This is a genomic window from Dactylosporangium thailandense, from assembly GCF_059739745.1.
Map to the genome: position 1 here is coordinate 11,029,969 of NZ_AP029195.1, position 25,619 is coordinate 11,055,587.

The 25,619-nt window shown below is 68.7% G+C and carries 14 protein-coding genes and 3 rRNA genes; 9 read left to right on the plus strand and 8 right to left on the minus strand.

What is annotated here, in order from left to right:
• Nucleotides 1-405: 405 nt before the first annotated feature.
• From AC6JBM_RS49480 to rrf, 3 genes are all read left to right on the plus strand, one after another.
• Nucleotides 406-1,920, plus strand: a 16S ribosomal RNA gene (locus AC6JBM_RS49480).
• 351 nt (nt 1,921-2,271) lie between these two features.
• Nucleotides 2,272-5,379, plus strand: a 23S ribosomal RNA gene (locus AC6JBM_RS49485).
• A 106-nt stretch (nt 5,380-5,485) separates the two neighbouring features.
• Nucleotides 5,486-5,602: ribosomal RNA gene (rrf, locus tag AC6JBM_RS49490) — 5S ribosomal RNA — on the plus strand.
• The 16S, 23S and 5S rRNA genes sit together here, the layout of an rRNA operon.
• A 171-nt stretch (nt 5,603-5,773) precedes the next feature.
• Here the strand turns inward: rrf and AC6JBM_RS49495 are convergent.
• Together AC6JBM_RS49495 and AC6JBM_RS49500 are read right to left on the minus strand one after the other, a co-directional pair.
• Nucleotides 5,774-6,412, minus strand: coding sequence for a hypothetical protein (locus AC6JBM_RS49495; protein WP_497980486.1), 639 nt, complete (start codon nt 6,410-6,412; stop codon nt 5,774-5,776).
• A 141-nt stretch (nt 6,413-6,553) separates the two neighbouring features.
• Nucleotides 6,554-7,447, minus strand: coding sequence for a hypothetical protein (locus tag AC6JBM_RS49500; protein ID WP_497980487.1), 894 nt, complete (start codon nt 7,445-7,447; stop codon nt 6,554-6,556).
• Between the two features lie 73 nt (nt 7,448-7,520).
• Between AC6JBM_RS49500 and AC6JBM_RS49505 the strand changes: the two genes are divergently transcribed.
• From AC6JBM_RS49505 to AC6JBM_RS49520, 4 genes are read left to right on the plus strand one after another with little or no spacing between them, the layout of a single operon-like run.
• Nucleotides 7,521-10,142 (plus strand): valine--tRNA ligase, encoded by a 2,622-nt coding sequence (locus AC6JBM_RS49505; protein WP_497980488.1) that lies wholly within the window; start codon nt 7,521-7,523, stop codon nt 10,140-10,142.
• A gap of 50 nt (nt 10,143-10,192) precedes the next feature.
• On the plus strand, nt 10,193-11,473 hold the full coding sequence (locus AC6JBM_RS49510; RefSeq protein WP_497986714.1) for a bifunctional folylpolyglutamate synthase/dihydrofolate synthase: 1,281 nt from the start codon (nt 10,193-10,195) through the stop codon (nt 11,471-11,473).
• Nucleotides 11,470-11,826: a DUF4233 domain-containing protein gene (locus AC6JBM_RS49515; protein WP_497980489.1), complete on the plus strand. Its 357-nt coding sequence runs from the start codon at nt 11,470-11,472 to the stop codon at nt 11,824-11,826. The genes AC6JBM_RS49510 and AC6JBM_RS49515 overlap by 4 nt, the downstream gene beginning before the upstream one ends.
• Nucleotides 11,826-12,797 (plus strand): helix-turn-helix transcriptional regulator, encoded by a 972-nt coding sequence (locus AC6JBM_RS49520; protein WP_497980490.1) that lies wholly within the window; start codon nt 11,826-11,828, stop codon nt 12,795-12,797. The genes AC6JBM_RS49515 and AC6JBM_RS49520 overlap by 1 nt, the downstream gene beginning before the upstream one ends.
• A gap of 134 nt (nt 12,798-12,931) precedes the next feature.
• Here AC6JBM_RS49520 and AC6JBM_RS49525 read toward each other — a convergent pair whose 3' ends face one another.
• The 5 genes from AC6JBM_RS49525 to AC6JBM_RS49545 form a co-directional block, all read right to left on the minus strand.
• The gene (locus tag AC6JBM_RS49525; RefSeq protein ID WP_497980491.1) at nt 12,932-15,355 is read right to left on the minus strand and encodes a VOC family protein; all 2,424 of its coding nucleotides are present in this window, start codon (nt 15,353-15,355) and stop codon (nt 12,932-12,934) included.
• Between the two features lie 243 nt (nt 15,356-15,598).
• Nucleotides 15,599-16,855, minus strand: coding sequence for an ATP-binding protein (locus AC6JBM_RS49530; protein WP_497980492.1), 1,257 nt, complete (start codon nt 16,853-16,855; stop codon nt 15,599-15,601).
• Nucleotides 16,856-17,449: 594 nt separating this feature from the next.
• Entirely contained in the window at nt 17,450-18,154 is a 705-nt protein-coding gene (locus tag AC6JBM_RS49535; protein WP_350619408.1) for a lysophospholipid acyltransferase family protein, read from the minus strand.
• A 328-nt stretch (nt 18,155-18,482) separates the two neighbouring features.
• Nucleotides 18,483-19,319 carry an EamA family transporter gene (locus AC6JBM_RS49540; RefSeq protein WP_497980493.1) on the minus strand — a complete coding sequence of 279 codons (837 nt, stop codon included), beginning with the start codon at nt 19,317-19,319 and terminating at the stop codon, nt 18,483-18,485.
• Nucleotides 19,316-19,978 carry a B3/B4 domain-containing protein gene (locus AC6JBM_RS49545; RefSeq protein ID WP_497980494.1) on the minus strand — a complete coding sequence of 221 codons (663 nt, stop codon included), beginning with the start codon at nt 19,976-19,978 and terminating at the stop codon, nt 19,316-19,318. The genes AC6JBM_RS49540 and AC6JBM_RS49545 overlap by 4 nt, the downstream gene beginning before the upstream one ends.
• A gap of 27 nt (nt 19,979-20,005) precedes the next feature.
• Here AC6JBM_RS49545 and AC6JBM_RS49550 point away from each other — a divergent pair, with 27 nt between their 5' ends.
• Nucleotides 20,006-20,611: a helix-turn-helix domain-containing protein gene (locus AC6JBM_RS49550; RefSeq protein ID WP_497980495.1), complete on the plus strand. Its 606-nt coding sequence runs from the start codon at nt 20,006-20,008 to the stop codon at nt 20,609-20,611.
• Here AC6JBM_RS49550 and ileS read toward each other — a convergent pair.
• Nucleotides 20,577-23,708: an isoleucine--tRNA ligase gene (ileS, locus tag AC6JBM_RS49555; RefSeq protein ID WP_497980496.1), complete on the minus strand. Its 3,132-nt coding sequence runs from the start codon at nt 23,706-23,708 to the stop codon at nt 20,577-20,579. The genes AC6JBM_RS49550 and ileS overlap by 35 nt on opposite strands.
• A gap of 352 nt (nt 23,709-24,060) precedes the next feature.
• Between ileS and AC6JBM_RS49560 the strand changes: the two genes are divergently transcribed.
• Nucleotides 24,061-25,590 (plus strand): chitinase, encoded by a 1,530-nt coding sequence (locus AC6JBM_RS49560; protein ID WP_497980497.1) that lies wholly within the window; start codon nt 24,061-24,063, stop codon nt 25,588-25,590.
• Nucleotides 25,591-25,619: the final 29 nt, after the last annotated feature.

Genomic DNA, 25,619 nt, shown 5'->3' on the forward strand with positions numbered 1-25,619 from the left:
GCTGGTAAAGTAAACGGGCCGGGAACGAGCCGGGCGGGCCAAGCGAGCGACAAGCTCCCAAGTGCCGGCCGGTGTAACCGGACCTTCCGAAACAAGATCACCGGAGACGGTGGCCTTGCTATGCTCGGAAAAACCGCTCAAAGTTCCAGAGTTCGGACACGGACTTGACAACGGCGAGCGACCTGGTAAAGTAGAGAAGTTGCCCCGGGCGGGACACGCAAGCGATTGCGGGCCTCGACGGTGTGTGTTGGTTGTTTGAGAACTCAACAGGGTGCTTGTTAAGCCAGTGCCAAATGATTATTACCCCGTGGCATGGGCGCGCTTCTTCGGGAGTGTGTTGCGTGTCTGGGATTCCTTTGGTGACAACATGTTTGTTGCCGGGTGATTGATTCACCAACACAGGTTTTGTTGGAGAGTTTGATCCTGGCTCAGGACGAACGCTGGCGGCGTGCTTAACACATGCAAGTCGAGCGGAAAGGCCCTTCGGGGTACTCGAGCGGCGAACGGGTGAGTAACACGTGAGTAACCTGCCCTAGGCTTTGGGATAACCCTCGGAAACGGGGGCTAATACCGAATATTCATGTTCCGCGGCATCGTGGGGTGTGGAAAGTTTTTCGGCCTGGGATGGGCTCGCGGCCTATCAGCTTGTTGGTGGGGTGATGGCCTACCAAGGCGACGACGGGTAGCCGGCCTGAGAGGGCGACCGGCCACACTGGGACTGAGACACGGCCCAGACTCCTACGGGAGGCAGCAGTGGGGAATATTGCACAATGGGCGGAAGCCTGATGCAGCGACGCCGCGTGAGGGATGAAGGCCTTCGGGTTGTAAACCTCTTTCGACAGGGACGAAGCGCAAGTGACGGTACCTGGAGAAGAAGCGCCGGCCAACTACGTGCCAGCAGCCGCGGTAAGACGTAGGGCGCGAGCGTTGTCCGGATTTATTGGGCGTAAAGAGCTCGTAGGCGGCTTGTTGCGTCAGCTGTGAAAACCCGCAGCTCAACTGTGGGCTTGCAGCTGATACGGGCAGGCTTGAGTTCGGTAGGGGAGACTGGAATTCCTGGTGTAGCGGTGAAATGCGCAGATATCAGGAGGAACACCGGTGGCGAAGGCGGGTCTCTGGGCCGATACTGACGCTGAGGAGCGAAAGCGTGGGGAGCGAACAGGATTAGATACCCTGGTAGTCCACGCTGTAAACGTTGGGCGCTAGGTGTGGGGGGCCTCTCCGGTTCTCTGTGCCGCAGCTAACGCATTAAGCGCCCCGCCTGGGGAGTACGGCCGCAAGGCTAAAACTCAAAGGAATTGACGGGGGCCCGCACAAGCGGCGGAGCATGCGGATTAATTCGATGCAACGCGAAGAACCTTACCTGGGTTTGACATGTACGGTAATCCGGCAGAGATGTCGGGTCCTTCGGGGCCGTTCACAGGTGGTGCATGGCTGTCGTCAGCTCGTGTCGTGAGATGTTGGGTTAAGTCCCGCAACGAGCGCAACCCTTGTTCGATGTTGCCAGCGGTTCGGCCGGGGACTCATCGAAGACTGCCGGGGTCAACTCGGAGGAAGGTGGGGATGACGTCAAGTCATCATGCCCCTTATGTCCAGGGCTTCACGCATGCTACAATGGCCGGTACAAAGGGCTGCGATACCGTGAGGTGGAGCGAATCCCAAAAAGCCGGTCTCAGTTCGGATCGGGGTCTGCAACTCGACCCCGTGAAGTCGGAGTCGCTAGTAATCGCAGATCAGCAATGCTGCGGTGAATACGTTCCCGGGCCTTGTACACACCGCCCGTCACGTCACGAAAGTCGGCAACACCCGAAGCCGGTGGCCCAACCCTTGTGGAGGGAGCCGTCGAAGGTGGGGCTGGCGATTGGGACGAAGTCGTAACAAGGTAGCCGTACCGGAAGGTGCGGCTGGATCACCTCCTTTCTAAGGAGCACCTTCGGTCGAAAGACTGTGAGGAGCCCGCATCGGCCGAGTGTGCTGGTGGGGTGCTCAATGGCGGAGACACTGGCGAAGGTCTTGCGGACAACGGTCCCGGAGTCGAGTACTGCTAGCTGGAAGGCTGGCGTGGAAACAGTTCTGGGATGCGGTTCGTGTGGATCGTATAGGCACCCTGTTGGGTCCTGAAACAACCAGCGATGGTGTGTTTCGGACGTGAATCTGCGCCGGCGTGCAAAACCAGGCAGGGTGTCTGTCGAGGTTGCCGCTGACAAGACGGTGCGGGTTTGGTGTTGGTTGAGAATTGCACAGTGGATGCGAGCATCTTTATTGCTTTGTGGTCAAGTTGCTGAGGGCGTACGGTGGATGCCTTGGCACCAGGAGCCGATGAAGGACGTGGGAGGCCGCGATAGGCCTGGGGGAGCTGTCAACCGAGCTGTGATCCCAGGGTGTCCGAATGGGGGAACCCGGCACCAGTCATGTGGTGTCACTCCTGCCTGAACACATAGGGCAGGTAGAGGGAACGCGGGGAAGTGAAACATCTCAGTACCCGCAGGAAGAGAAAACAATAGTGATTCCGTGAGTAGTGGCGAGCGAAAGCGGATGAGGCTAAACCAGGCATGTGTGATACCCGGCAGGGGTTGCATGTTTGGGGTTGTGGGGCATGTCTGCACCGGTCTGCCGGCTGGTGGCACAGTCAGAAAGCCGTGGGTTAGTCGAAGTCCGCTGGAAAGCGGCACCGTAGACGGTGAGAGTCCGGTAGGCGAAAATTCGACGGTCTGTGTTGGCGTGTTCCCGAGTAGCGGCGGACTCCTGTAATCTGCCGTGAATCTGCCAGGACCACCTGGTAAGCCTAAATACTCCCTGGTGACCGATAGCGGACGAGTACCGTGAGGGAAAGGTGAAAAGTACCCCGGGAGGGGAGTGAAATAGTACCTGAAACCGTGCGCCTACAATCCGTCGGAGCGTCCTGGCTTAGGCTGGGGGTGACGGCGTGCCTTTTGAAGAATGAGCCTGCGAGTTAGTGATACGTGGCGAGGTTAACCCGTGTGGGGGAGCCGTAGCGAAAGCGAGTCTGAATAGGGCGTTCAGTCGCGTGTCCTAGACCCGAAGCGGAGTGATCTAGCCATGGGCAGGCTGAAGCGCGGGTAAGACCGCGTGGAGGGCCGAACCCACCAACGTTGAAAAGTTGGGGGATGATCTGTGGTTAGGGGTGAAAGGCCAATCAAACTCCGTGATAGCTGGTTCTCCCCGAAATGCATTTAGGTGCAGCGTCACGTGTTTCTTGCCGGAGGTAGAGCACTGGATGGCCTAGGGGGCCCACAAGCTTACTGAAGTCAACTAAACTCCGAATGCCGGTAAGTGAGAGCGTGGCAGTGAGACTGCGGGGGATAAGCTTCGTAGTCGAGAGGGAAACAGCCCAGATCACCAGCTAAGGCCCCTAAGCGTGTGCTAAGTGGTAAAGGATGTGGGGTCGCATAGACAACCAGGAGGTTGGCTTAGAAGCAGCCACCCTTGAAAGAGTGCGTAATAGCTCACTGGTCAAGTGGTTCCGCGCCGACAATGTAGCGGGGCTCAAGCACACCGCCGAAGCTGTGGCATTCACACGTGTACCAGGCCTTTGTGGTCCAGGTGTGTGGATGGGTAGGGGAGCGTCGTGTCACCGGTGAAGCGGCGGAGTGATCCAGCCGTGGAGGTGACGCGAGTGAGAATGCAGGCATGAGTAGCGAAAGCAGGGTGAGAAACCCTGCCGCCGGATGACCAAGGGTTCCAGGGCCAGGCTAATCCGCCCTGGGTGAGTCGGGGCCTAAGGCGAGGCCGAGAGGCGTAGTCGATGGACAACGGGTTGATATTCCCGTACCCGCGTAGAAGCGTCCATGCTGAACCTGCTTGTACTAACGTCACAATGGTCTGAACCTTTCGGGGGGATGGCCGGCGTTTCGGAACTCGGGTGGTAGTAGGCAAGCGATGGGGTGACGCAGGAGGGTAGCTGGACCCGGCCGGTGGTTGTGCCGGGGCAAGCGTGTAGCCCGTGCTGTAGGCAAATCCGCAGCACATGTGGGTGAGACGTGAAGCGGAGCCGTTTCAGGTGAAGTCAGTGATCCCATGCTGCCGAGAAAAGCCTCTAGCGAGTTTCGAGCGGCCCGTACCCCAAACCGACACAGGTGGTCAGGTAGAGAATACCGAGGCGATCGGGCGAACTGTGGTTAAGGAACTCGGCAAATTGCCCCCGTAACTTCGGGAGAAGGGGGGCCACCGATGGTGAGACCACGTGCTGGTGGAGCGGTTGGTGGCCGCAGAGACCAGGGGGAAGCGACTGTTTACTAAAAACACAGGTCCATGCTAAGTCGTAAGACGACGTATATGGACTGACGCCTGCCCGGTGCTGGAACGTTAAGGGGACCTGTTAGTCCTTCGGGGCGAAGCGGAGAACTTAAGCGCCAGTAAACGGCGGTGGTAACTATAACCATCCTAAGGTAGCGAAATTCCTTGTCGGGTAAGTTCCGACCTGCACGAATGGCGTAACGACTTCCCCACTGTCTCAACCACAGGCCCGGCGAAATTGCACTACGAGTAAAGATGCTCGTTACGCGCGGCAGGACGGAAAGACCCCGGGACCTTCACTATAGCTTGACATTGGTACTCGAATTCGATTGTGTAGGATAGGTGGGAGCCGGTGAAACCCTCACGCCAGTGTGGGTGGAGGCAAGCTTGAAATACCACTCTGTTGGATTTGGGTATCTAACCTTGGACCGTGAGCCGGTTCAGGGACAGTGTCTGGTGGGTAGTTTAACTGGGGCGGTTGCCTCCTAAAATGTAACGGAGGCGCCCAAAGGTTCCCTCAGCCTGGTTGGCAATCAGGTGTTGAGTGCAAGTGCACAAGGGGGCTTGACTGCGAGACTGACAGGTCGAGCAGGGACGAAAGTCGGGACTAGTGACCCGGCACTGGCAGGTGGAAGCGGTGTCGCTCAACGGATAAAAGGTACCCCGGGGATAACAGGCTGATCTTCCCCAAGAGTCCATATCGACGGGATGGTTTGGCACCTCGATGTCGGCTCGTCGCATCCTGGGGCTGGAGTAGGTCCCAAGGGTTGGGCTGTTCGCCCATTAAAGCGGTACGCGAGCTGGGTTTAGAACGTCGTGAGACAGTTCGGTCCCTATCCGCCGCGCGCGTAGGATACTTGAGAAGGGCTGTCCCTAGTACGAGAGGACCGGGACGGACGAACCTCTGGTGTGCCAGTTGTTCTGCCAAGAGCACGGCTGGTTGGCTACGTTCGGAAGGGATAACCGCTGAAAGCATCTAAGCGGGAAGCTCGCTTCGAGATGAGGTATCCCACCCCTTGAGGGTTAAGGCCCCCAGCGAGACCACTGGGTTGATAGGCCGGAAGTGGAAGCCTGGTAACAGGTTTGAGCTGACCGGTACTAATAGGCCGAGGACTTGACCTACAAATCTTTGCTTTGAAGATCTTGCATCCACTGTGTGATTCTGAACCAACACCGGACGCACCCCACCTATTCGGGTGGGTGTGCGGGGTTGACAGGTTCATAGTGTTACGGCGGCCATAGCGGAGGGGAAACGCCCGGTCCCATTCCGAACCCGGAAGCTAAGCCCTCCAGCGCCGATGGTACTGCACCCGAGAGAGTGTGGGAGAGTAGGACGCCGCCGGACTAACGTTCCTTCAGGGGCTCACCGAATTCGGTGGGCCCCCTGAAGCGTTTCCCAGGCCTTTTCGAGCCGGCCCCGCATGCTGCGGGGCCGGCTTTTTTGTTGGTGCGGGATCGGGCTGAGCGCCCTTGGGGCGGGGGCCCGGGCAACGTCGCGCAGCGGTCAGGCGGCCGCTCAGCCGCGGTGCTCCACCGCGGTGCGGAGCTCGACCAGGGACTTGGCGGAGTCGGACACGGGGCTGTTGGAGAACAGGGCCACGCCCAGGGAGCCGTTGTCCGCCCAGCCGCACACCGTCAGGTCCGCGTCGTCCACCTTGGTCGTGCCGCAGCGCATGGTGCCGCCCAGGGGGCCGGCGTCGACGTCCTTGGTGTCGCGCACGCCGCCCTTGTCGTCGGTCAGCATGTCGAAGGCGGTCTTCAGGGTGTCCTCGGGCTTCCAGATGCGCGCGGTGCCGGCCACGAGGATCGCGTCCGTCTTGCCGTCGCGGTAGATGAGGCCGACGCTGTTGTCGAGGCTCACCTTGGAGGCGATGGCGTCGCGGATGTACTCGCTGGTCTGCTGGGCGCCGTCGCTCTTGTCGAGGGTGAAGGCGCCGACCTTCTCCGGGGACTTGATCTCGGTGTCGCTCTGGCCCAGCACGCGGAAGAAGGTGGGGCCGTAGAAGATCCCCGAGACCAGCACGGCCGCGGCCGCGACCGAGCCGGTGATGATCGCGATGCGCTTCAGGGGGACGCGGCTCGCCGGGGCCTCGGAGGCGTCATCGTCGTCGTCTTCGTAGTACAGACCGGCGGGACCGCCGTCGGGGTCGACCATCGGCGCACTGTAGCAACTCAGGCTCAACGGGTGGGGCCTAGTAGCGGTCGGGCAGCACACGCCGGGGGACGCGCGGCGGATGAGGGCGGAAACGCGACAGGGGCGCGTCGAGCGCCCCTGTCGTCGAAGTGCCGGCGGTGATCAGCTGCGGGTCTGGACCGCCTCGCGGATGTCGACGAAGCGGGTCGACGCGCCGCTGATGTCCTGGCCCATGAAGACGACCAGGCCCACGCTGCCGTGGTCGGCCCACACGCACATGCTCATCTTCAGGCTGTCCGAGCCGACGGTGTACTTGCTGCTCCCGCACTTCACCGTGCCGCCCAGCTTGCCCGCGGGGTAGTCGGTCGGCGGGGTCACCGTCGTGAAGCCGCTGCTGGTGCCGAAGCCCTTGAACGCGGAGTCGACCTCCGAGCCGGGAGAGAAGAACGTGCCCGTCGCGGCGACGAGGATGACCACGTTCGTCGGGTCGTCGTCCTTGGCCGCGGAGTACACCCCGGTCTCGATCTCGTCGATGTTGTCGATGCTGCCGCGCAGGTCGGACTCCATGCTCGACTTGAGCGCGTCCGACTGCTGGGTCTCCTGCTTGGTGAGGCCGCCCGGGAGCGTCGGCGGGGCGGTCACGTGCGCGCCGGAGTCACGGTAGATCGGGTACAGGGCGATGCACGCGATCAGCCCGCAGACCAGGAACACACCGCCGACGACGCTCAGGGTGATCTTCAGCCCCTTGCCCTTGCGGGGCGGCGGCGGGGGCGCGAAACCGGGGCCGGGCTGCTGGTACGCCGGCGGGTAGGCCGGCGCGGGCGGCTGCTGGTAAGGCGGCGGCTGACCATACGGCTGGGCCGAGACCGGATAGCCGGGGCCCGACACCGGATACTGCGGCTGCTGCGGCTGCGGTGGCTGCTGCTGCGGCGGCGGATAGGGGCCCGGGTTGTTCACCGGCGGGGTGGTGCCGTACTCCGGAGCGAGGTCATACGAGATGGGCCGGAAGGGCTCGGAGCGCGGCTCGTCGTCCGGGTTCTGCGGCGGGTAGGTCACCGTCGATCAGTCTCCTGAGTGTAGGGGCAATGGCGAGCGTAGACCCCCTGCGCGACAGTTCTAGACTTTGCATGTGACGGATACTCCACGCACGGGGCACGCAACCCCGGAGCTCTCGGCTCAGTATGCCCCTGGCGAGGTCGAGCAGCGGCGGTATGAGCAATGGGTAGCCGACGGTCTGTTCAAGGCGGACGCGGGAAGCGACAAGCCGCCGTTCTCGATCGTGCTCCCGCCGCCGAACGTCACCGGCTCCCTGCACATCGGCCACGCGCTCGACCACTCGGTCCAGGACGCCCTGACGCGGCGCAAGCGGATGCAGGGGTACGAGACGCTCTGGCTGCCCGGCATGGACCACGCCGGCATCGCCACCCAGAACGTGGTGGAGCGGCAGCTGGCCGCCGACGGGCAGTCCCGGCACGACCTGGGCCGCGAGGCGTTCGTCGAGCGCGTGTGGCAGTGGAAGCAGGAGTCCGGCGGCAAGATCCTGGGGCAGATGACGCGGCTCGGGGACTCCGTGGACTGGAGCCGCGAGCGGTTCACCATGGACGCGGGCCTGTCGCGGGCCGTGCTGACGATCTTCAAGCGGCTCTTCGACGACGGGCTCATCTACCGGGCCGAGCGCATCATCAACTGGTGCCCGCGGTGCCTGACCGCGCTGAGTGACATCGAGGTCGAGCACTCCGACGACGACGGCGAGCTCGTGTCGATCCGCTACGGCGACGGCGAGAACGCGATCGTCGTGGCGACCACGCGCGCCGAGACGATGCTCGGCGACACGGCGGTCGCGGTGCACCCGGACGACGAGCGGTACCAGCACCTGATCGGCACCGAGGTCGAGCTGCCGCTGACCGGGCGGCGGATTCCGATCGTCGCGGACGCGCACGTCGACCCGGCGTTCGGCACCGGCGCGGTCAAGGTGACCCCGGCGCACGACCCGAACGACTTCGAGATCGGCCAGCGCCACGACCTGCCGAGCCTCACGATCATGGACGAGCACGGCGTGATCACGGTCCACGGGCCCTTCCTGGGCCTGGACCGGTTCGAGGCGCGGCCGGCGGTCGTCGGGGCGCTGCGCGCGGAGGGCCGGATCGTCGCGGAGAAGCGGCCGTACATGCACGCGGTCGGGCACTGCTCGCGCTGCAACACGACGGTCGAGCCGCGGCTGTCGCTGCAGTGGTTCGTGCGCACCGAGCCGCTGGCCCGGGCCGCGGGCGACGCGGTGCGCGACGGGCGGGTGCGGGTCGAGCCGCCGGAGCTCACGAAGCGGTACTTCGGCTGGGTCGACAACATGCACGACTGGTGCATCTCGCGGCAGCTGTGGTGGGGGCACCGGATTCCGGTGTGGTACGGCCCGAACGGCGAGGTCGTGTGCGTGGGCCCGGACGACGAGGTGCCGGCCGGCGACGGCTGGACCCAGGACGCCGACGTGCTCGACACGTGGTTCAGCTCGGCGCTGTGGCCGTTCTCGACGCTCGGCTGGCCCGACGAGACCCCGGACCTCGCGAAGTTCTATCCGACCAGCGTGCTCGTCACGGGGTACGACATCCTGTTCTTCTGGGTCGCCCGGATGATGATGTTCGGTCTGTACGCGATGGACGGGCGGCAGCCGTTCGACGTCGTGATGCTGCACGGCATGGTCCGCGACCAGTACGGCAAGAAGATGTCGAAGTCCTTCGGCAACGTCGTCGACCCGCTGGACTGGATCGAGCGCTTCGGCGCCGACGCGACCCGGTTCACGCTGCTGCGCGGGGCGAACCCGGGCGCGGACGTGCCGGTGAGCGAGGAGTGGGTGCAGGGCGCCCGCAACTTCGCCAACAAGCTGTGGAACGCGACGCGCTACGGGCTGGCCAACGGCGCCACCGTCGAGGGCGAGCTGCCCACGGAGGACCTGAGCACCGTCGACCGCTGGATCCTGTCCCGGCTGCAGCACGTGATCGGCGAGGTCGACCAGCAGTTCGAGGCGTTCGAGCTGGCGAAGGTGTGTGACACGCTGTACCACTTCGCCTGGGACGACGTCTGCGACTGGTATCTGGAGCTGACCAAGCCGGTGCTGACCGGCGACGACGAGGCGGCCAAGGCGCGCACCCGCCGGGTGCTGGGGCACGTGCTGGAGAGCCTGCAGCGGCTCCTGCACCCGATCATGCCGTTCGTGACCGAGGAGCTGTGGACGACGCTCACCGGCCGGCCGACCGTGGTCCGCGCCGAGTGGCCGACGCCGGACAAGGAGCTCGCCGACGACTCGGCCGAGCGCGAGGTCGAGAACCTGCAGCGGGTCGTCACCGAGGTGCGCCGGTTCCGCGCCGACCAGGGCGTGAAGCCGGCGCAGCGGGTGGTGGCCCGGCTCGAGGGGCTGGACGCGGCCGGCCTGGCCGCGCACGAGGGGCTGATCCGGTCCCTGGCCCGGCTCGACGCGGCCGGCGGGGACTTCGCGGCGACGGCGAAGCTGGCCGTCGGCGTGGGGGTCACCGTGGAGCTCGACACCCGGGGCGCGATCGACGTCGCGGCCGAGCGGGCCCGGCTCACGAAGGACCAGGCGGCGGCGGAGAAGGAGGCGGCGCAGTGCCGGGCGAAGCTCGGCAACCCGGCCTTCACCGGCAAGGCCCCGGAGGCGGTGGTGGCCAAGATCCGGGAGCGGCTGGAGGCGGCCGAGGCCGATCTCACACGTATCTCTGCGCAGCTGGACGCGTTGCAGTGACCCGGTTCACGGAGGTCGACCAGGAGCTGAACGCCCGCGGGTTCACTCGCATGGTGTTCGACCTGTCGCGCATCGAGGGGCTGCTCGACTCGCTCGGCAGCCCCCAGCGGGCGTACCCGGCGATCCACCTGACCGGCACGAACGGCAAGACGTCGACGGCCCGGATGATCGACTCGCTGCTGCGGGCGCACGGGCTGCGGACGGGGCGGTACACGAGCCCGCACCTGCAGAGCATCACCGAGCGGATCAGCATCGAGGGCGAGCCGATCAGCGAGGAGAAGTTCGTCGAGGTGTACGAGGAGGTGGCGCCGCTGGCCGAGTACCTCGACGCCACCGCAGCGGCTGAGTCTGGTGCCCCGTTGACGTACTTCGACATGACCACGGCGATGGCGTTCGCGGCGTTCGCCGACGCGCCCGTCGACGTGGCCGTGGTCGAGGTCGGCCTCGGCGGCGCGGACGACTCGACGAACGTGCTGCAGGCCCAGACCACGGTGATCACGCCGATCGGCCTCGACCACATCGAGTGGCTCGGGGACACGATCGAGGAGATCGCGTGGGCCAAGGCCGGGATCGTGCACAAGGGCTCGACGCTCATCTGCGCGTTGCAGCCCGAGGAGGCGATGCGGCCGATTCTGGAGCGCTGCGCCGAGGTCGGGGCGACCGTGGCCCGGGAGGGGCGCGAGTTCGGGGTGGTCAACCGCGATCTCGCCGTCGGCGGGCAGGTGCTCACGCTGCAGGGGCTCTCCGGGGTGTACGAGGGAATCTTCCTGCCCTTGCACGGCGAGCACCAGGCGCAGAACGCGGCCATCGCGCTGGCGGCGGTCGAGGCGTTCCTGGGTGCGGGCTCCGAGCGGGCGCTCAACGCCGAGTCGGTGCGCGACGGGTTCGCCGGGGCCACGTCGCCCGGGCGGCTGGAGCGGGTGCGCAACTCGCCGCCGATCCTGCTCGACGCGGCCCACAACGCGCACGGCATGCAGGCCACGGTCCGGGCGCTGACCGAGGAGTTCGCGTTCAGCGGGCTCGTCGCGGTCGTCGCGGCCCTCGCCGACAAGGACGTCGAGGGCATGCTGGAGCTGCTGGAGCCGATCACGGAGAGCATCGTGGTGACCCGCAACAGCTCGCCGCGCGCGATGCCGGTCGCCCAGCTGGCGCAGATCGCCGAGGAGCTCTACGGCGGGGATCGGGTGCGGGTCGTGCCGGACCTGCCGGACGCGATCGACGCGGCCGTCACGCTCGCCGAGAGCGACAACGCCGTGCCCGGCACCGTCGGGATTCTCGTCACCGGCTCGGTCGTGACCGTGGCCGACGCGCGCGGGCTGCTGAAGCGATGAGCTCGCCCGCCGGACTGAAGAACCCGGGCGCGGCCGTGCGGGGCGTCGGGGCCGCGGGCCTCGCCGTCGAGGGTGTCGTACTGCTGCTGGCCCTCCTCCCGCTCGCGAAGCTCGGCCACGGGAACACCACCGGGGCGATCTGGGTGTGCGCGGCGCTCGCGGTCGTGTGCTTCCTGCTGTGCGGGTTCATGAAGCGCACGTGGGCGTGGATCGCCGGGCTGGTCGTGCAGGTCGTGCTGCTCGCGGGCGGGTTCCTGCACTGGTCGCTGCTCGCGCTCGGGCTCGTGTTCGGGCCGGCCTGGCTGTACGCGCTCTACGTGCGCCGATCCGTCTACGCGAACAAGCCCGACTGATGCGCGCCAGCCGGCTCCTGTCGACGCTGCTGCTGTTGCAGACCCGGGGCCGGCTGACCGCGCAGCAGATCGCGGACGAGCTCGAGGTGTCGGTGCGCACGGTGTACCGCGATATCGAGGCCCTGTCCGCCTCGGGCGTGCCCGTGTACGCAGATCGTGGTCCGGCTGGCGGGTTCGCGCTGCTGGACGGGTACCGAACCAGTCTCACGGGGCTGACCAGCGATGAGGCGGCCGCGCTCTTCCTCGCCGGCAGCGGGGCGACGGCCGGGGATCTCGGGCTCGGGCCGATGCTCGACGCGGCGCGGCTCAAGCTGCTGGCGGCCCTGCCGGCCGAGCAGCGCACGATGGCCGGGCGCGTGCAGCAGCGCGTCCACGTCGACGCCCCGGGCTGGTTCCGCGATCCGGAGGCGCCGCCGCACCTCGACACGGTCGCGACGGCCGTCTGGGAGCAGCGCCGGATCCAGATGTCGTACCAGAAGTGGGACGGCGTTTCCGTGTCGCGCCTGGTCTCGCCGCTGGGGCTCGTGCTCAAGGGCACCGCGTGGTACGTGGTCGCGGTCGGCCGCTCGCGGACGAACGCCTATCGGGTCTCGCGGATCTCGTCGCTCGCCCTGACCGACGAGCACTTCACGCGCCCGGCCGACTTCGATCTTCGCCGGTACTGGCTGGAGTTCTCCGACCGGCTGCAGTCGACGCTCTATGCCGGGGGTTCGGCCACGGTGCGGCTGTCGCCTCGGGCGGTCTCGCTGTGGTTCCTGCTCGGGCCGGTCGCGCAACGGGCGCTGCGCGAGTCGGCCGTGGACTCGGGCGACGGCTGGGTGCGGGTGGACGTGCCGATCGAGTCGCTGGAGCACGCGCGGGTCGCCTTCGCACGGTTCGGGCCGGACCTCGAGGTGGTCGCGCCGCCCGAACTGCGCTCGCTCATGATCGCCGACGCGGCGGCGCTGGGCCGGCTCTACTCAGCGTCTTAGCTCTCTCGCGCGCTGTTTCCGGCGTGCTCTGCTCAGCGTCTTAGCTCTCTCGCGCGCTGTTTCCAGCGTGCTCTGCTCAGCGTCGTAGCTGCCAGCGTGCTCTGCTCAGCGGCGTAGCTCCCAGCGCGCTTTGCTCAGCGGCGTAGCTCCCAGCGCGTCAGGGCGATCGCGTGGCCGTCCGGGTCTCGGAAGGTCGCCGAGCACAGCTCCAGCTGCTCGCCCTGCGGCACCGTGCGGGGCCGGTGGACGAAGTCGACGCCCTGCTCGCGGAGGCGTTCGTAGGCGTCGTACACGTCCGGCACGTCGAGGTTCAGGTGCACCACGCGGCGGTCGACGGGCGGCATGTCGGCGACGCGGCGCAGCACGACCCGCGCGGTGCCGGTCTCGAGCACGGCGCTGGTCTCGCCGCTGTCGAGCTCGGTCAGGCCGAGGGTGTCGCGGTAGAAGCGGCGAGAGCGCTGCAGGTCGGACACGATGAGCGTGATGCTGACACCGTTGACGCCGTCGAGGGGCGTGGTCTGCTGGCGGCGCGGGCCGGCGGCCAGGAACTCGGCCACGGCGCCCTCGCTGAGCGGCTGCTCCTCGAGCGCGTCGGCGTCCTCGCCGTCCTCATCGCCGCGGCCGCTTCCGTTGCTGTGGTTGCTCCCGTTGCTTCCGTCGTCCGGGAGGTAGTGCTCCGACGCGTACGGATCGGGGGACACCGGCTCCTCGTCGTCGTCCTCGCCGGCGGGGGCGCGGAGGACAGGCGGGGCGCTGTAGAGGCCCTTGCCGTTGACCGACCACGCGGAGCCGGTGCGCTCCTCTTGGGTCTCGGCTTCCGCTTCTGGCTGGGTGTCTGCTTCGGGTCGGCGGTCTGCTTCGGGTCGGGTGTCTGCTTCGGGCTGGGTGTCTGTTTCGGGCTGGGGGTCTGTTTCGGGTTGGGGGTCTGCCAGCTCGCCTTCGATGACGGGGGGATCGGTGTGCGTGCCGCGGGTCGGGGGGAGTTCGGACTCGCGGTCGGGGTAGTACGCGGCGGCGGGGCGCGGTTCGTCCGCGCTCGTCCACCATTCGACCTCGGGGTCGGCCTGCGGGGCGGGGACCATCGAGCCGGACTCCGGGATCGTGTACGCCCCCGGCTTTCCCCGCGGGTCCTCGGTCGTCCCCTCCGCCTCGGCGTCGACGGTTTCGGCGTGGACGTTCTCGGCCCAGAGCGGTCCGGTCCGTGTGTCCAGGGCCGCTGCGGGCTCGGCCTGCTCGTCCGGGGTCGCGGGGATCGGCTCGGCCTGCGTGGTGTCCAGGACCGCCTGAGGTTCGGCCTGCTCGTCCGGGATCGCGGGAATCGGCTCGGCCTGTGCCGCCGCGAGGGCCTCGGGGAGCGCCGGTGGCTCCGGCGTGACCGGGCGGGTGCGTCCCGGGCGGCTGCGGCGGACCCGGTCGTGCGCGCCCGAGCGCGGGTGCGGGCTGGGGCGGCGGTGCTGGCTGCCGCCGGGGCGCGGGGTGGAACGGAGCCGCATGATGATCGGCTCGTCCTCCTCGCCGATGACCGTCGGGCGGGTCTCGGTCGGCTCCGGCCAGGACTCCGCCGCGGCGGCCTCCTCGGTCGTCTCCGACTCGGCCTCCGACTCGGCCTCCGACCCGGTCTTCGCCTCAGTCTTCGGCTCGGCACCGGGCTCAGCCCCGGGCCCGGTCTTCGGCTCGGCCCCCGGCCCGATCTTCGGCTCGGCCCCTGGCTCGCCCCCCGGCCCGATCATCGGCTCGGCCTTCGGCTCCGCGGTGGCGGTCTCGGGTTCGGCGGCGGCCGGCGGGGGGAAGGTCGTGGCCGCGCCCATCGGCTCGTCGGTGCGGTGGGCCGGACCGCCACCGCCCGCGGCGTGGCGGGGCTTGCTCTGGCGGGTCGGGAAGCCGAAGTAGCCGCGCAGCGACGGGCGGCCGGCCGCCGCGTCCGGGATCTGCTCGGCTTCGGCGGGAGCGGGCGGGGCGACCGTCGCCACCCGCGCGTCGGCGGTCTCGGCCTTGACCGGGGGGAGGTCGGTCAGCGTGGTCGAGTTGTCGGGCGGGAGGTAGGTGCCCGGGCGGCGGTAGGGCTCGTCGGGGTCGTAGATGTCCTGGCGGGCCTTGTCCAGCTGGGCGTTCAGGGCGCTGTAGTCGTCTTCGATGTCGTCGGCGGGGCGGCGCTGCTCGGCGAGGACGACCTCCTGGTGCGTCTGGACGCGTTCCCACAGCACCGTGAACTTGCGCGGGGCGCCCTTGAGCACCTGCACGGGCAGGGTCGCGCCGCGCTCCGGCCACTTCTCGATCGGAATGGCGGGGTCGGTGCCGCTGACGGTCACGCCCCGGATACCGGTCGCGGTGATGGTGAGCTTCAGCCGGCCGCGGGCCGAGCGCCCCTCCTGGGTCGGGCGGGCCGTGATCTCTTCGACGACGGCGGTGCCTTGGACGTACAGCCGGACCTTGTTGCGATTGTTGACGACAGCGATCATCACCGGGCCGGCCAGGGCCACGATCACGCCGAGCGCGATGACGAGCGGGCTCGACATGCCCAGGCCGCAGAAAGCCAGGAACCCGCCGATCACCACCATCAACAGGATGACCAGGTTCCGGCTGTCGCTCGATGACGCACGGTTGCTGGACGGCAAGTCGACCTCCCCAGACGACTGACACCAGGCTATGCCTGATCATTACCGAAACGGAAGTCTCCGGCACGCTGGCGCGGCCGGGCACAATCCGGGTATTTCTGCGCCGTCGTTGATCGGATGCCGACGACATTTGCCGAGGTCGATCGTATGTAATCGGCCCGGAGCGATTTCCGGTAACCCGGCGGTTCAGTCGGGCGGCGTCGTCCACAGGGCCGAGATCGGCAGAGCACCGAGGCCGTCGCCGAAGCTGAGGGGCTCGGTGCCGCAGTACAGGACGAAGCCCGCCCGGTAGCGATCGCCCAGCCGCCGCTGGAGCAGCCGCAGCCCGCGGAAGTCCTCGGCCCGGACGGTCTCGGCCGCCTTCACCTCGATCGCGACCACATTGCCGGCGTTGTCCTCGAGGACGGCGTCGACCTCGTACTGGTCGCGGTCGCGGTAGTGGAACAGGCGGATCGAGCTGCGCGCCCAGGTCAGCTGGCGGGCCAGCTCGCTCACCACGAAGTTCTCGATCAGGCCGCCCTCGGGCATGCCGCCGGTCGCGCCGGTGGACAGGAACCCGGCGAGGCCGGGGTCGACGAAGACGACCTTCGGGGTGGCCACCGTCCGGGTCGTGGCGTTCGCGGACCAGGCCGGGATCAGGCGGATCAGGTAGATGGTCTCGAGGATCTCGACGTATCGCCGGACCGTCGGCGCGGACAGGCTCAGCTCGCCGGCGAGCCGGTTCACGTTGAGCAGGCCCGCGGTCTGGGCGGCCAGCAGCGACACGAGCCGCCGCATGTCGCCGGCCTTCTCGATGTCGGCGACCTGTTTCACGTCGCGGGTGATGACGTCGTCGAGGTAGCCCTCGAAGAAGCGCTCCCGCCGGCGGGGAGTCTCGCGGCGCACGGCCTCGGGGTAGCCGCCGCGCAGGGCCCGGGCCAGGCCGTCGCGGCGGGAGAAGTCCGGGGCCTCGGCGGCCGCCGCGGTGAGCTCGGGGCCGAGCCGGAACGCGGCGTCGACGAACCCGTCGGGGGCGCCGTCGATCTCGCCCTGGGAGAGCGGCCAGAGCTCGATCGTCTCGGAGCGGCCGGGCAGGGCGTCGGGCACGCTCTGCAGGGCGAGGAGGCGGGCGGAGCCGGTGAGCAGCAGCCGCCCGGGGCGGGGGTCGCGGTCCACGACGTGCTTGATCGCCAGCCAGAGGTCGGGCACGCGCTGGACCTCGTCGATGAGCATGAGCCCCTCGTGCTGGACGAAGCGGATCGGGTCGGCCTGGGCGGCCGTACGCGTGCCGGGATTGTCCAGGAAGCGCGCGACGCCGCCGGGGTGCTGGCGCAGGACGAGCTCGGCGAGGGTGCTCTTGCCGACCTGGCGGGCGCCGTTGAGGACGACCACGCGGGTGTCTTCGAGGGCATCGAGGACCAGGTCGGCGGCGTGGCGGGGCAGGTATTCGGCGGCTCGGCGCACGGGTTCAGACTACCGGTTGGCCTTCGATCTGCCGACGCGGGCACTTTCGATCTGCCGATGGGGTGGCTTTAGATCTGCCGAAGGGTTGGGTTTCGATCTGCCGACGATGGCCGCGCCGATTCGCCGCGAGTGCCGTCCTGACTCCGGCTCCGGCCCCAGCTTCGGCTCTGACCGCGACCAGGGCCGCCGGTCGCCACGCCGTGCCGCGTCCGGTGCCGCGATCGTCGCTCGGTGCCGCGGTTGTCCGCCGCGGGCGTCGTCTGGTGCCGTGATTGTCCGCCGCGGGCGTCGCTTGGTGCCGCGGTTGTCCGGCGCGGGCGTCGCTCCGCCCGCGCCTCATGCCGTGCCCCCGATGCCGCGCTACGGCCGTCTCGGCCGCGGCTCATGGTCGCCGCCGCAGCCCGCCACGCTTGCGGCCGCCGTTGTCGCGCGCGGCTCAAGCCGCCGCCGCCACGGCTTGTAGCGCTGCCAGGGGTCGTTTTCGTCGGCGCGGGAATCGGTCGAGAAATACGCTAGATTCCCGAATACCCCGTCAGGAGAAAAATGCGGACATGTTGTGGCGCGAAGCGCCCGACATATCCAGCAAACCCCAGCTCAGGCGTCCGGCTCCGCGGCCGCGATCTGGTCGGGCCGCTTCGGCGCGTACCGCCCGACATACTCCTGCCCGGTCAGCTGCTGAATCGCGTTCATGAGCTTCAAGGTGACCTCCCGCAGCGCGCGGCTGTCCACCTCGCCGCCGCCCTGCCATTGGCTCAGGTCGAGCGGCTCGCCGATGCGCACCTCGACCTTGGGGCCGAGCTTCGGCAGCCTGGCGCCGACCGGCATGACCTGGTCGAATCCCATCAGGCCGACCGGGATGATCGGGGCCGGCGCGTCCAGGGCGAGCTTGGCCACGCCGGGGCGGCCGCGGTACAGGCGGCCGTCGGTCGAGCGCGTCCCCTCCGGGAAGATGCCGAGCACGTGGCCGGCGCGTAGGACGGGCAGGGCGGCGTCCAGGGCCAGGAGGCTGGCTCGGCCGCCGGAGCGGTCGACCGGGATCTGGTTCAGGCCGTACATGATGTTGCGTAGGGCCGCGCCCTTGAGGCCGGGGCCGCGGAAATACTGGTCTTTGGCCAGGAAGTACACGTTGCGCGGGGCGATGGCGCCCATCATCACCGAGTCGAGCACCGACTGGTGGTTGCTGGCGAGGATCGCTGGGCCGGTCTTCGGCACGTTGTCGAGGCCGATGATTTTGGGGTGCCAGAGAATCCGGACCGTCGGTGCCACGGTCATCTTGCCGACCGCATAGAGCGCGGACAAATGCCCTCCACCAGGCTCAACTCGACGCTGTCGCACACTCTAACGGCCGGTCGCGGCAATGGCAGCCGGGCGGGTCACATGGTGGGCAACACCACCCGGCGAAGGGTAGGCCCGTCCGGTCGATGATGTGAGTCGCGACGAGGTTCGGATTTCGCGCCGCCCTGGCCCGGCCCCGCGCTCCGCGCCCCGCGCCCCGCGCCCCGCGCGCCTGGTCCGCGCTCCGCGCGCCTGCTCCGCGCCCCGCGGCCCCGGGCCGGCCCCGCGCCTGGGGCGTCGAGGGCGATCCGGGCGAGGAACCCGGCGCCGGCGCAGGCCGGGCGGACCGAGGCTAGGAGGCGACGAGGACCAGGGCGGTCGCGGCCAGGCCGAGGCCCGCGAGCTGGATCGGGCGCAGGCGCTCGCGGTCGACGAGCATGGCCAGCAGGACGGTCGAGACCGGGTACAGGGCGGCGATCGGCGCGATGATGCTCAGGTCGCCGCGGGTCACGGCGAGGACGTACAGCGCGTTGGCGCTCATGTCGAGCAGCCCGGCGGACACCAGCCAGCGCCGCGATGAAGGGTCCAGCCGCAGGCCGTCGCGGCGCACGCGGAGCAGGGCGAACGGGGCGCCGAGCGCGATCGCGGCGACCTGGGCGCCCGCGATCGGCCACAGGCCCGCGTCGTCGCCGGCCCTCGACAGGCACGTGAAGAACAGGCCGAACGCGGCGCCGGAGAGCAGGGCCAGGGCGACGAGCCTGCCGGTGACCGGGCCGCCGGTGCCGCCCGCGGCGCTCACCAGGCCGATCGCGGCGATCGCGCAGGCGGCGCCGGTCAGGGCCAGGGTGCCGGGGCGCTCGCCCGCGGCCAGCCCGAACGCGACCGGGATCAGGGCGGTGGTCACGGCGCTGATGGGGGCGACGATCGCCATCGCGCCGCCGGCCAGTGCGCGGTAGAAGACGAACATGCCCAGGACGCCCAAGACGCCCGCGGCCGCGCCCCAGCCGAGGGCCCGGGCGTGCAGGACGCCGGGAACGAGGAGGAGATAGAGGGCGACCGCGGGCAGGCTGACGGCCTTCGAGATCACCACGACCAGCAGGGAGTCGGCCCGCTGGCTGGCCTTGCCGCCGGAGAAGTCGCCGACGCCCCAGACCAGCCCGGACAGGACGGCGAGCGCGATGCCGATCATGCGAGTTGCTCGATGGTCGCCGACTCCGCGTCCAGCAGGGAGATCAGGTGCTCGGCCGCCGGCCGCAGGTCGATGTCGAGGCCTTCGAGGAGGAACACGGCCGAGGTCGTGTCCGGGGTCAGGGCGGTGCGGCGGCCCTGACGCCAGTTCCAGCGGCGGCAGGTCACGCCGATGTCGTCGCGCCAGATGACCTCACCGGGCTTCGGGGGCTCATCGGCCCCCGAAACCCGGTGAGGGGGGTCATCGGCCGGGGCGCCGTCGAAGGGCTCGTCGCCGGCCGCACGGACCAGCCGCTCGGTGCCCACGAGGGCCGCGCGGTCCTCGCCGCCGATGGGCACGGCGAAGCGGATGCTGACGGCGTTGTACGCGTCGACGATCCGGTTCACCGAGGGCACATCGCCCTTCGCCGCCCGCTTGCGCAACGCCTCCGCGGAGCACGGGGTGCGCTGGGGCTTGGCGCCGAATGCGCGGTACACGTCCCGCCACGCCTCCAGGTGGGGGTGGGGCGCGCCCAGGTCGCCCGCGGCCGCGACGGCGTCGTGCAGCAGCGCGGGATCGCCGGGGCCGTTGCGCAGCCCGTCGGCGAGGACCGCGAGCACGGTAGCCTCGTGCCCCACGGAACGGCACAGGTCGAGAACGTCATCGGCAACGGCGAACATGCCGCTAGTCGTACCATAATAATGACCGTGAAGGAAAATATGTTGACCGACCGCGAGCGGGACGCCCAGCTGGCGATCGCGCGTCAGGTGAAGGGCCTTCGCCAGGGCAGACGCTGGTCGCTGGACGAGCTCGCCAGCCGCTCAGGTGTGAGCAAGGGCATGCTCGTGCAGATCGAGGGCGCCCGCACGAACCCGAGCATCGGCACCCTGTGCCGGGTCGCGGAGTCGTTCGGGGTGAGCATCGGGCGGCTGCTGGAGGCCGAGCCCGAGCCCGTCGTGAAGATCGTCGGGGCCGAGGAGCCCGCGGTGCTGTGGCGCGGCCCGGACGGCGGCACCGGCCGGCTGCTGCGGGGCGTCAACGATCCCGCGTTCGTCGAGGTCTGGGACTGGCGGATGGCGCCGGGGGAGGAGCACGACTCCGGCGACCACACGCCGCGCACGCGGGAGATCATCCACGTCCACGCCGGCGAGCTCGAAACGGAGATCGACGGGACGGCCTACCGGGTGACGGCGGGGGAGACCATCGACTTCCAGGCCGACCGCCCCCACCGGTACCGCAACAGCGGCCCGGTGGAGGCGGTCCTCACGATGGTCGTCGTCATGCCCCAGGGAGAGCACGACCGACGGGCGTGACGGTCACCTTGACGGCCTCGCCCTCGCCGACCTCGCCCGCGAAGCCGTCGATGAGCGTGCCCAGCGAGACCGAGTTGGCCAGCGTCTCGCCGGCCACGAACGAGTCGTGCACGGCCAGGGCGGACGCCACCGACTCGGGGCCGTCGACCACGACCACGATCCGGTCCGACACGTTGAGGTCGGCGTCGCGGCGGGCCTGCTGGATGACCCGGACCAGGTCGCGGGCCACGCCCTCGGCCGAGAGCTCCGGCGTGACGGTGCTGTCGAGCACGACCACGCCCTCGCCGCCGGGCAGGGGCGCGGACTGGGTCGGGTCGGCGGCGACGAGCTTGAGGTCGTACTCGCCCTCGCTCAGCTCCACCCCGCCCGCCGTCACGACCCCGCCGGCCTGGCTCCAGTCGCCGGCCTTGACCGCCTTGATCACCTGCTGGACCTGGCCGCCGAGGCGCGGGCCGAGCACCCGCGGCACCAGCGTCAGCACCGGCGTGCAGTGCGCGGCCACGTCCGCGGTGAACTCGACCGTCTTCACGTTGACCTCGTCGGCGACGAGCGCGGCGAACGGGCGCAGCGCCTCGGCGTCCGGCGTGGCCACGGTCAGCGTCGACAGCGGCAGCCGCACCCGCAGCCCGCGGGCCTTGCGCAGCGACAGCGCGGCCGAGCACACCTCGCGCACCGCGTCCATGTCGGCCACGAGCCTGTGGTCGGCCGGGAAGTCCTCCGCGGCCGGCCAGTCCGTCAGGTGTACCGACCGCTCGCCCGTCAGCCCACGGAAGATCTCCTCCGCGGTCAGCGGGGCGAGCGGCGCGACGACCTGGGCCAGCGTGGTGAGCACGGTGAACAGCGTGTCGAACGCGTCGTGGTCGCCGGACCAGAAGCGGTCCCGGGACCGGCGCACGTACCAGTTGGTGAGCGCGTCGAGGTAGGCCCGCACCGTGCCGCAGGCGCCGGAGATGTCGTACGCGTCCAGCTGCCGCCCGACCGTGGCCACCAGCTCGCCGGTCTTGGCCAGCACGTACCGGTCGAGCAGGTCGGCGCTGTCGGTCCGGCGCCGGGCGGTGTACCCGTCCGCGTTGGCGTAGAGGGAGAAGAAGTAGTACACGTTCCACAGCGGCAGCAGCACGTGGCGGACCGAGTCGCGGATGCCCGGCTCCGTCACCGGCATGTCCCCGCCGCGCAGCACCGGCGAGGAGACCAGGAACCAGCGCATGGCGTCGGAGCCGTACTCGTCGAACACCCGGTACACGTCCGGGTAGTTGCGCAGGCTCTTGGACATCTTGCGCCCGTCCTCGCCGAGCAGGATGCCGTGGGACACGCAGTTGTTGAACGCGGGCCGGTCGAACAGCGCCGTGGCCAGCACGTGCATGGTGTAGAACCAGCCGCGGGTCTGGCCGATGTACTCCACGATGAAGTCGCCCGGGTAGTGGTGCTCGAACCAGTCGGCGTTCTCGAACGGGTAGTGCACCTGGGCGAACGGCATCGAGCCGGACTCGAACCAGCAGTCCAGCACCTCGGGCACGCGGCGCATGACGGACTGCCCGGTCGGGTCGTCCGGGTTGGGCCGGGTCAGGTTGTCGATCTCGGGCCGGTGCAGGTCGCCCGGGCGCACGCCGAAGTCGCGCTCGAGCTCGTCGAGCGAGCCGTACACGTCCACGCGCGGGTACTGCGGGTCGTCGGACTTCCACACCGGGATCGGCGAGCCCCAGAACCGGTTGCGGCTGATCGACCAGTCGCGGGCGTTGGCCAGCCACTTGCCGAACGAGCCCTCCTTGATGTGCTCGGGCGTCCAGGTGATCTGCTGGTTGAGCTCCACCATCCGGTCGCGGAACGCGGTGACCTGCACGAACCAGGACGAGACGGCCTTGTAGACCAGCGGCGTGTCGCAGCGCCAGCAGTGCGGGTAGGAGTGCGTGTAGCTGTCGTGGCGCACGACGACGCCGGCCGCCTTGAGGTCGCGGATCACCGGCTTGTTGGCCTCGAAGACCTGCAGGCCCTGGTAGTCCGGGACCAGCGAGGTGAACCGGGTGTGCTCGTCGACGGTGACGACGGTCGGGATGCCCACCGTGGCGCACGCGTTCTGGTCGTCCTCGCCGAAGGCCGGCGCCATGTGCACGACGCCGGTGCCGTCCTCGGTGGTGACGAAGTCGGCCCCGATCACCTGGAACGCGTTCGGGGTGTCCGCGAGGAAGCCGAAGAGGGGGGTGTACCGCCGGCCGACGAGCTCGGCCCCGGAGACCGACCCGACCCGGGTGGCGCCGGCCAGCTCCTTCTCGTAGGCGCCGAGGCGGGACTCGGCCAGGATGTACCGCTGCCCGTCCTCCTCGAAGAGGGCGTACTCGATCTCGGGCCCGACCGCGATGGCCAGGTTGGAGGGCAGCGTCCACGGGGTCGTCGTCCAGACCAGGATCTTCTCGCCGGTCTCCAGCGTGAAGGCCACGGTCAGCGCGGGGTCCTGCCGGTCGCGGTAGACGTCCTCGTCCATGCGCAGCTCGGTGTTGGACAGCGGCGTCTCGCAGCGCCAGCAGTAGGCCAGCACCCGGAAGCCCTCGTAGACCAGGCCCTTGTCGTGCAGGGTCTTGAAGGCCCACATGACGCTCTCCATGTAGGGCAGGTCGAGCGTCTTGTAGTCGTTGGTGAAGTCGACCCAGCGGGCCTGGCGGGTGACGTACCGCTCCCACTCGCTGGTGTAACGCAGCACGGACTCCTTGGTGGCCGCGTTGAATTTGTCCACGCCGAGCTGGAGGATCTCGGCCTTCGTGGTGATCCCGAGCTGCTTCTCGGCCTCGACCTCGGCGGGCATGCCGTGGCAGTCCCAGCCGAAGCGGCGCTCGACGCGGAAGCCCTTCATGGACTTGTACCGCGGGACGACGTCCTTGGCGTAGCCGGTCAGCAGGTGCCCGTAGTGGGGCAGGCCGTTGGCGAACGGGGGCCCGTCGTAGAACACGAACTCGTTCGAGCCGTTGTCGCCCGCGGGGCGCTGGTCCACCGAGGCCTGGAACGTCTCGTCCCCGGACCAGTAGTCCAGGACCTCGCGCTCGACTTCGGGGAGGTTCGGGCTCGCGGGGACGCCGGTGCCCGTGCGGTGCATCGGGTAGGCCATCGGTGGTCGCTCTCCTCGCGTGGTCGGTGTCGCATCCACGCGGGGACGAACCCTCGGGTCCGCGGTACCACCCCGCTTGCCGCCGGGGTCGTGCGTTCGGCGGCCGCTCGTTGGCCGGCTGTGACGGGCCGGTGTCCGTCCGGTTCTACTGGGCTGCCGGGGCGGCCGTTCTTCCGGAGGCTCGCCGGTGATGGCCGGGTCAAAGCCTGTACACCGAGGATAGCGCGCCACGGAATCGGGTATTCGAGGGAGCCTTAGCAAATAGTAAAGAAACCTTGACATTAAATTCCGGTGCGTGGAACGTGGAGGAACACGTCGACGCCCATCGACGTCACCCCCACCTGGAGTGCCCATGCGTCCACGCCATGTCACCCTGCTCGCAGGGGCCGGCGCGGCGGTCCTGACCCTCGCCGGGGTCCTGATCGCGTTGCCCGCCTCCGCCGCCGAGCTGCTCACCAACCCCGGCTTCGAGTCCGGTTCCGCCTCCGGCTGGACCTGCGAGTCCGCGTCGGTCACGTCCGGGGCCGCGCACTCGGGCTCCTACAAGCTGGCCGGCACGCCCGGCGGCACGACCGCCCAGTGCTCGCAGACGATCTCGGTCCAGCCGAACACGAAGTACACCCTGTCGGGCTGGGTCAACGGCTCCTACGTCTTCATCGGCGTGACCGGCGGGGTCGACGCCAGCACCTGGACCCCGGGCACCAGCGGCTACCAGCAGCTGTCGGTCGCCTTCACCACGGGCGCGAGCCAGACCACGGCGAGCGTCTACGTGCACGGCTGGTACGGCCAGCCCGCCTACACCGCCGACGACTTCTCGGTGAACGGCCCCGGCGGCAACCCGACCACGGTCGGCCCGACGACGCCGTCCCCGTCCAAGTCGCCCTCGGCCTCGGCCTCGCCGTCGAAGTCGCCGAGCAGTTCGCCGTCGGCCTCGACGTCGCCGAGCAGCTCGCCGTCGACGTCGCCGACCACCCCGACCGGGTCGCTGCCCAAGCACTTCCTGACCGGGTACTGGCAGAACTTCGTCAACCCGGCGACGCCGCTGCGGCTGCGGGACGTGCCCAGCGAGTACGACCTCATCGACGTGGCGTTCGCGGAGGCCGGCTCGCAGCCCGGCGCGCTCACGTACGCGGCCGACTCCGGCCTGTCCAGCGCGCTCGGCGGCTACTCCGACGCGGACCAGAAGGCGGACATCGCGACCCTGCACTCGCGGGGCAAGAAGGTCATCCTCTCCGTCGGCGGCGAGACCGGCCGGGTCAGCGTCGGGGACTCGGCGTCGGCCACGAACTTCGCCAACACCGCCTACGCGCTGATGCAGCAGTACGGCTTCGACGGCATCGACATCGACCTCGAGAACGGGCTGAACCCGACCTACATGGCGCAGGCCCTGCGCGCCCTGCGGGCCAAGGCCGGCGCGAACCTCATCATCACGATGGCGCCGCAGACGATCGACATGCAGTCCACGGGCAGCAGCTACTTCGCCCTCGCCCTGTCGATCAAGGACATCCTGACCGTCGTCTACACGCAGTACTACAACTCCGGCAGCATGCTCGGCTGCGACCAGATGCAGGCGTACTCGCAGGGCACGGTCAACTTCATCACCGCCCTCGCGTGCATCCAGCTGGAGAACGGCCTGCGCCCCGACCAGGTGGCCCTGGGCCTGCCGGCGGGCACGGGCGCGGCCGGCGGCGGCGTGGTCTCCCCGTCCGTGGTCAACCAGGCCCTCGACTGCCTCGCGGTCGGCACGAACTGCGGAACTTTCAAGCCGCCGCACACCTACCCGGGCATCCGCGGCGCGATGACCTGGTCGATCAACTGGGACGTGAAGAACGGCAACGGCTTCGCGAAGACGGTGAAGCCGCACCTGGCGACACTGCCGTAGGGACTTTCCTCCACCAACAGGCAGCCCCG

Bases quoted from the DNA above. Each gene is read 5' to 3' on its own strand.
- AC6JBM_RS49545 (WP_497980494.1), bottom strand. From the start codon at position 19,978: ATGTTCGCCGTTGCCGATGACGTTCTCGACCTGTGCCGTTCCGTGGGG.
- AC6JBM_RS49520 (WP_497980490.1), top strand. From the start codon at position 11,826: ATGCGCGCCAGCCGGCTCCTGTCGACGCTGCTGCTGTTGCAGACCCGG.
- AC6JBM_RS49515 (WP_497980489.1), top strand. From the start codon at position 11,470: ATGAGCTCGCCCGCCGGACTGAAGAACCCGGGCGCGGCCGTGCGGGGC.
- AC6JBM_RS49525 (WP_497980491.1), bottom strand. From the start codon at position 15,355: ATGGTGGTGATCGGCGGGTTCCTGGCTTTCTGCGGCCTGGGCATGTCG.
- AC6JBM_RS49495 (WP_497980486.1), bottom strand. From the start codon at position 6,412: ATGGTCGACCCCGACGGCGGTCCCGCCGGTCTGTACTACGAAGACGAC.
- AC6JBM_RS49510 (WP_497986714.1), top strand. From the start codon at position 10,193: ATGGTGTTCGACCTGTCGCGCATCGAGGGGCTGCTCGACTCGCTCGGC.
- AC6JBM_RS49560 (WP_497980497.1), top strand. From the start codon at position 24,061: ATGCGTCCACGCCATGTCACCCTGCTCGCAGGGGCCGGCGCGGCGGTC.
- ileS (WP_497980496.1), bottom strand. From the start codon at position 23,708: ATGGCCTACCCGATGCACCGCACGGGCACCGGCGTCCCCGCGAGCCCG.
- AC6JBM_RS49540 (WP_497980493.1), bottom strand. From the start codon at position 19,319: ATGATCGGCATCGCGCTCGCCGTCCTGTCCGGGCTGGTCTGGGGCGTC.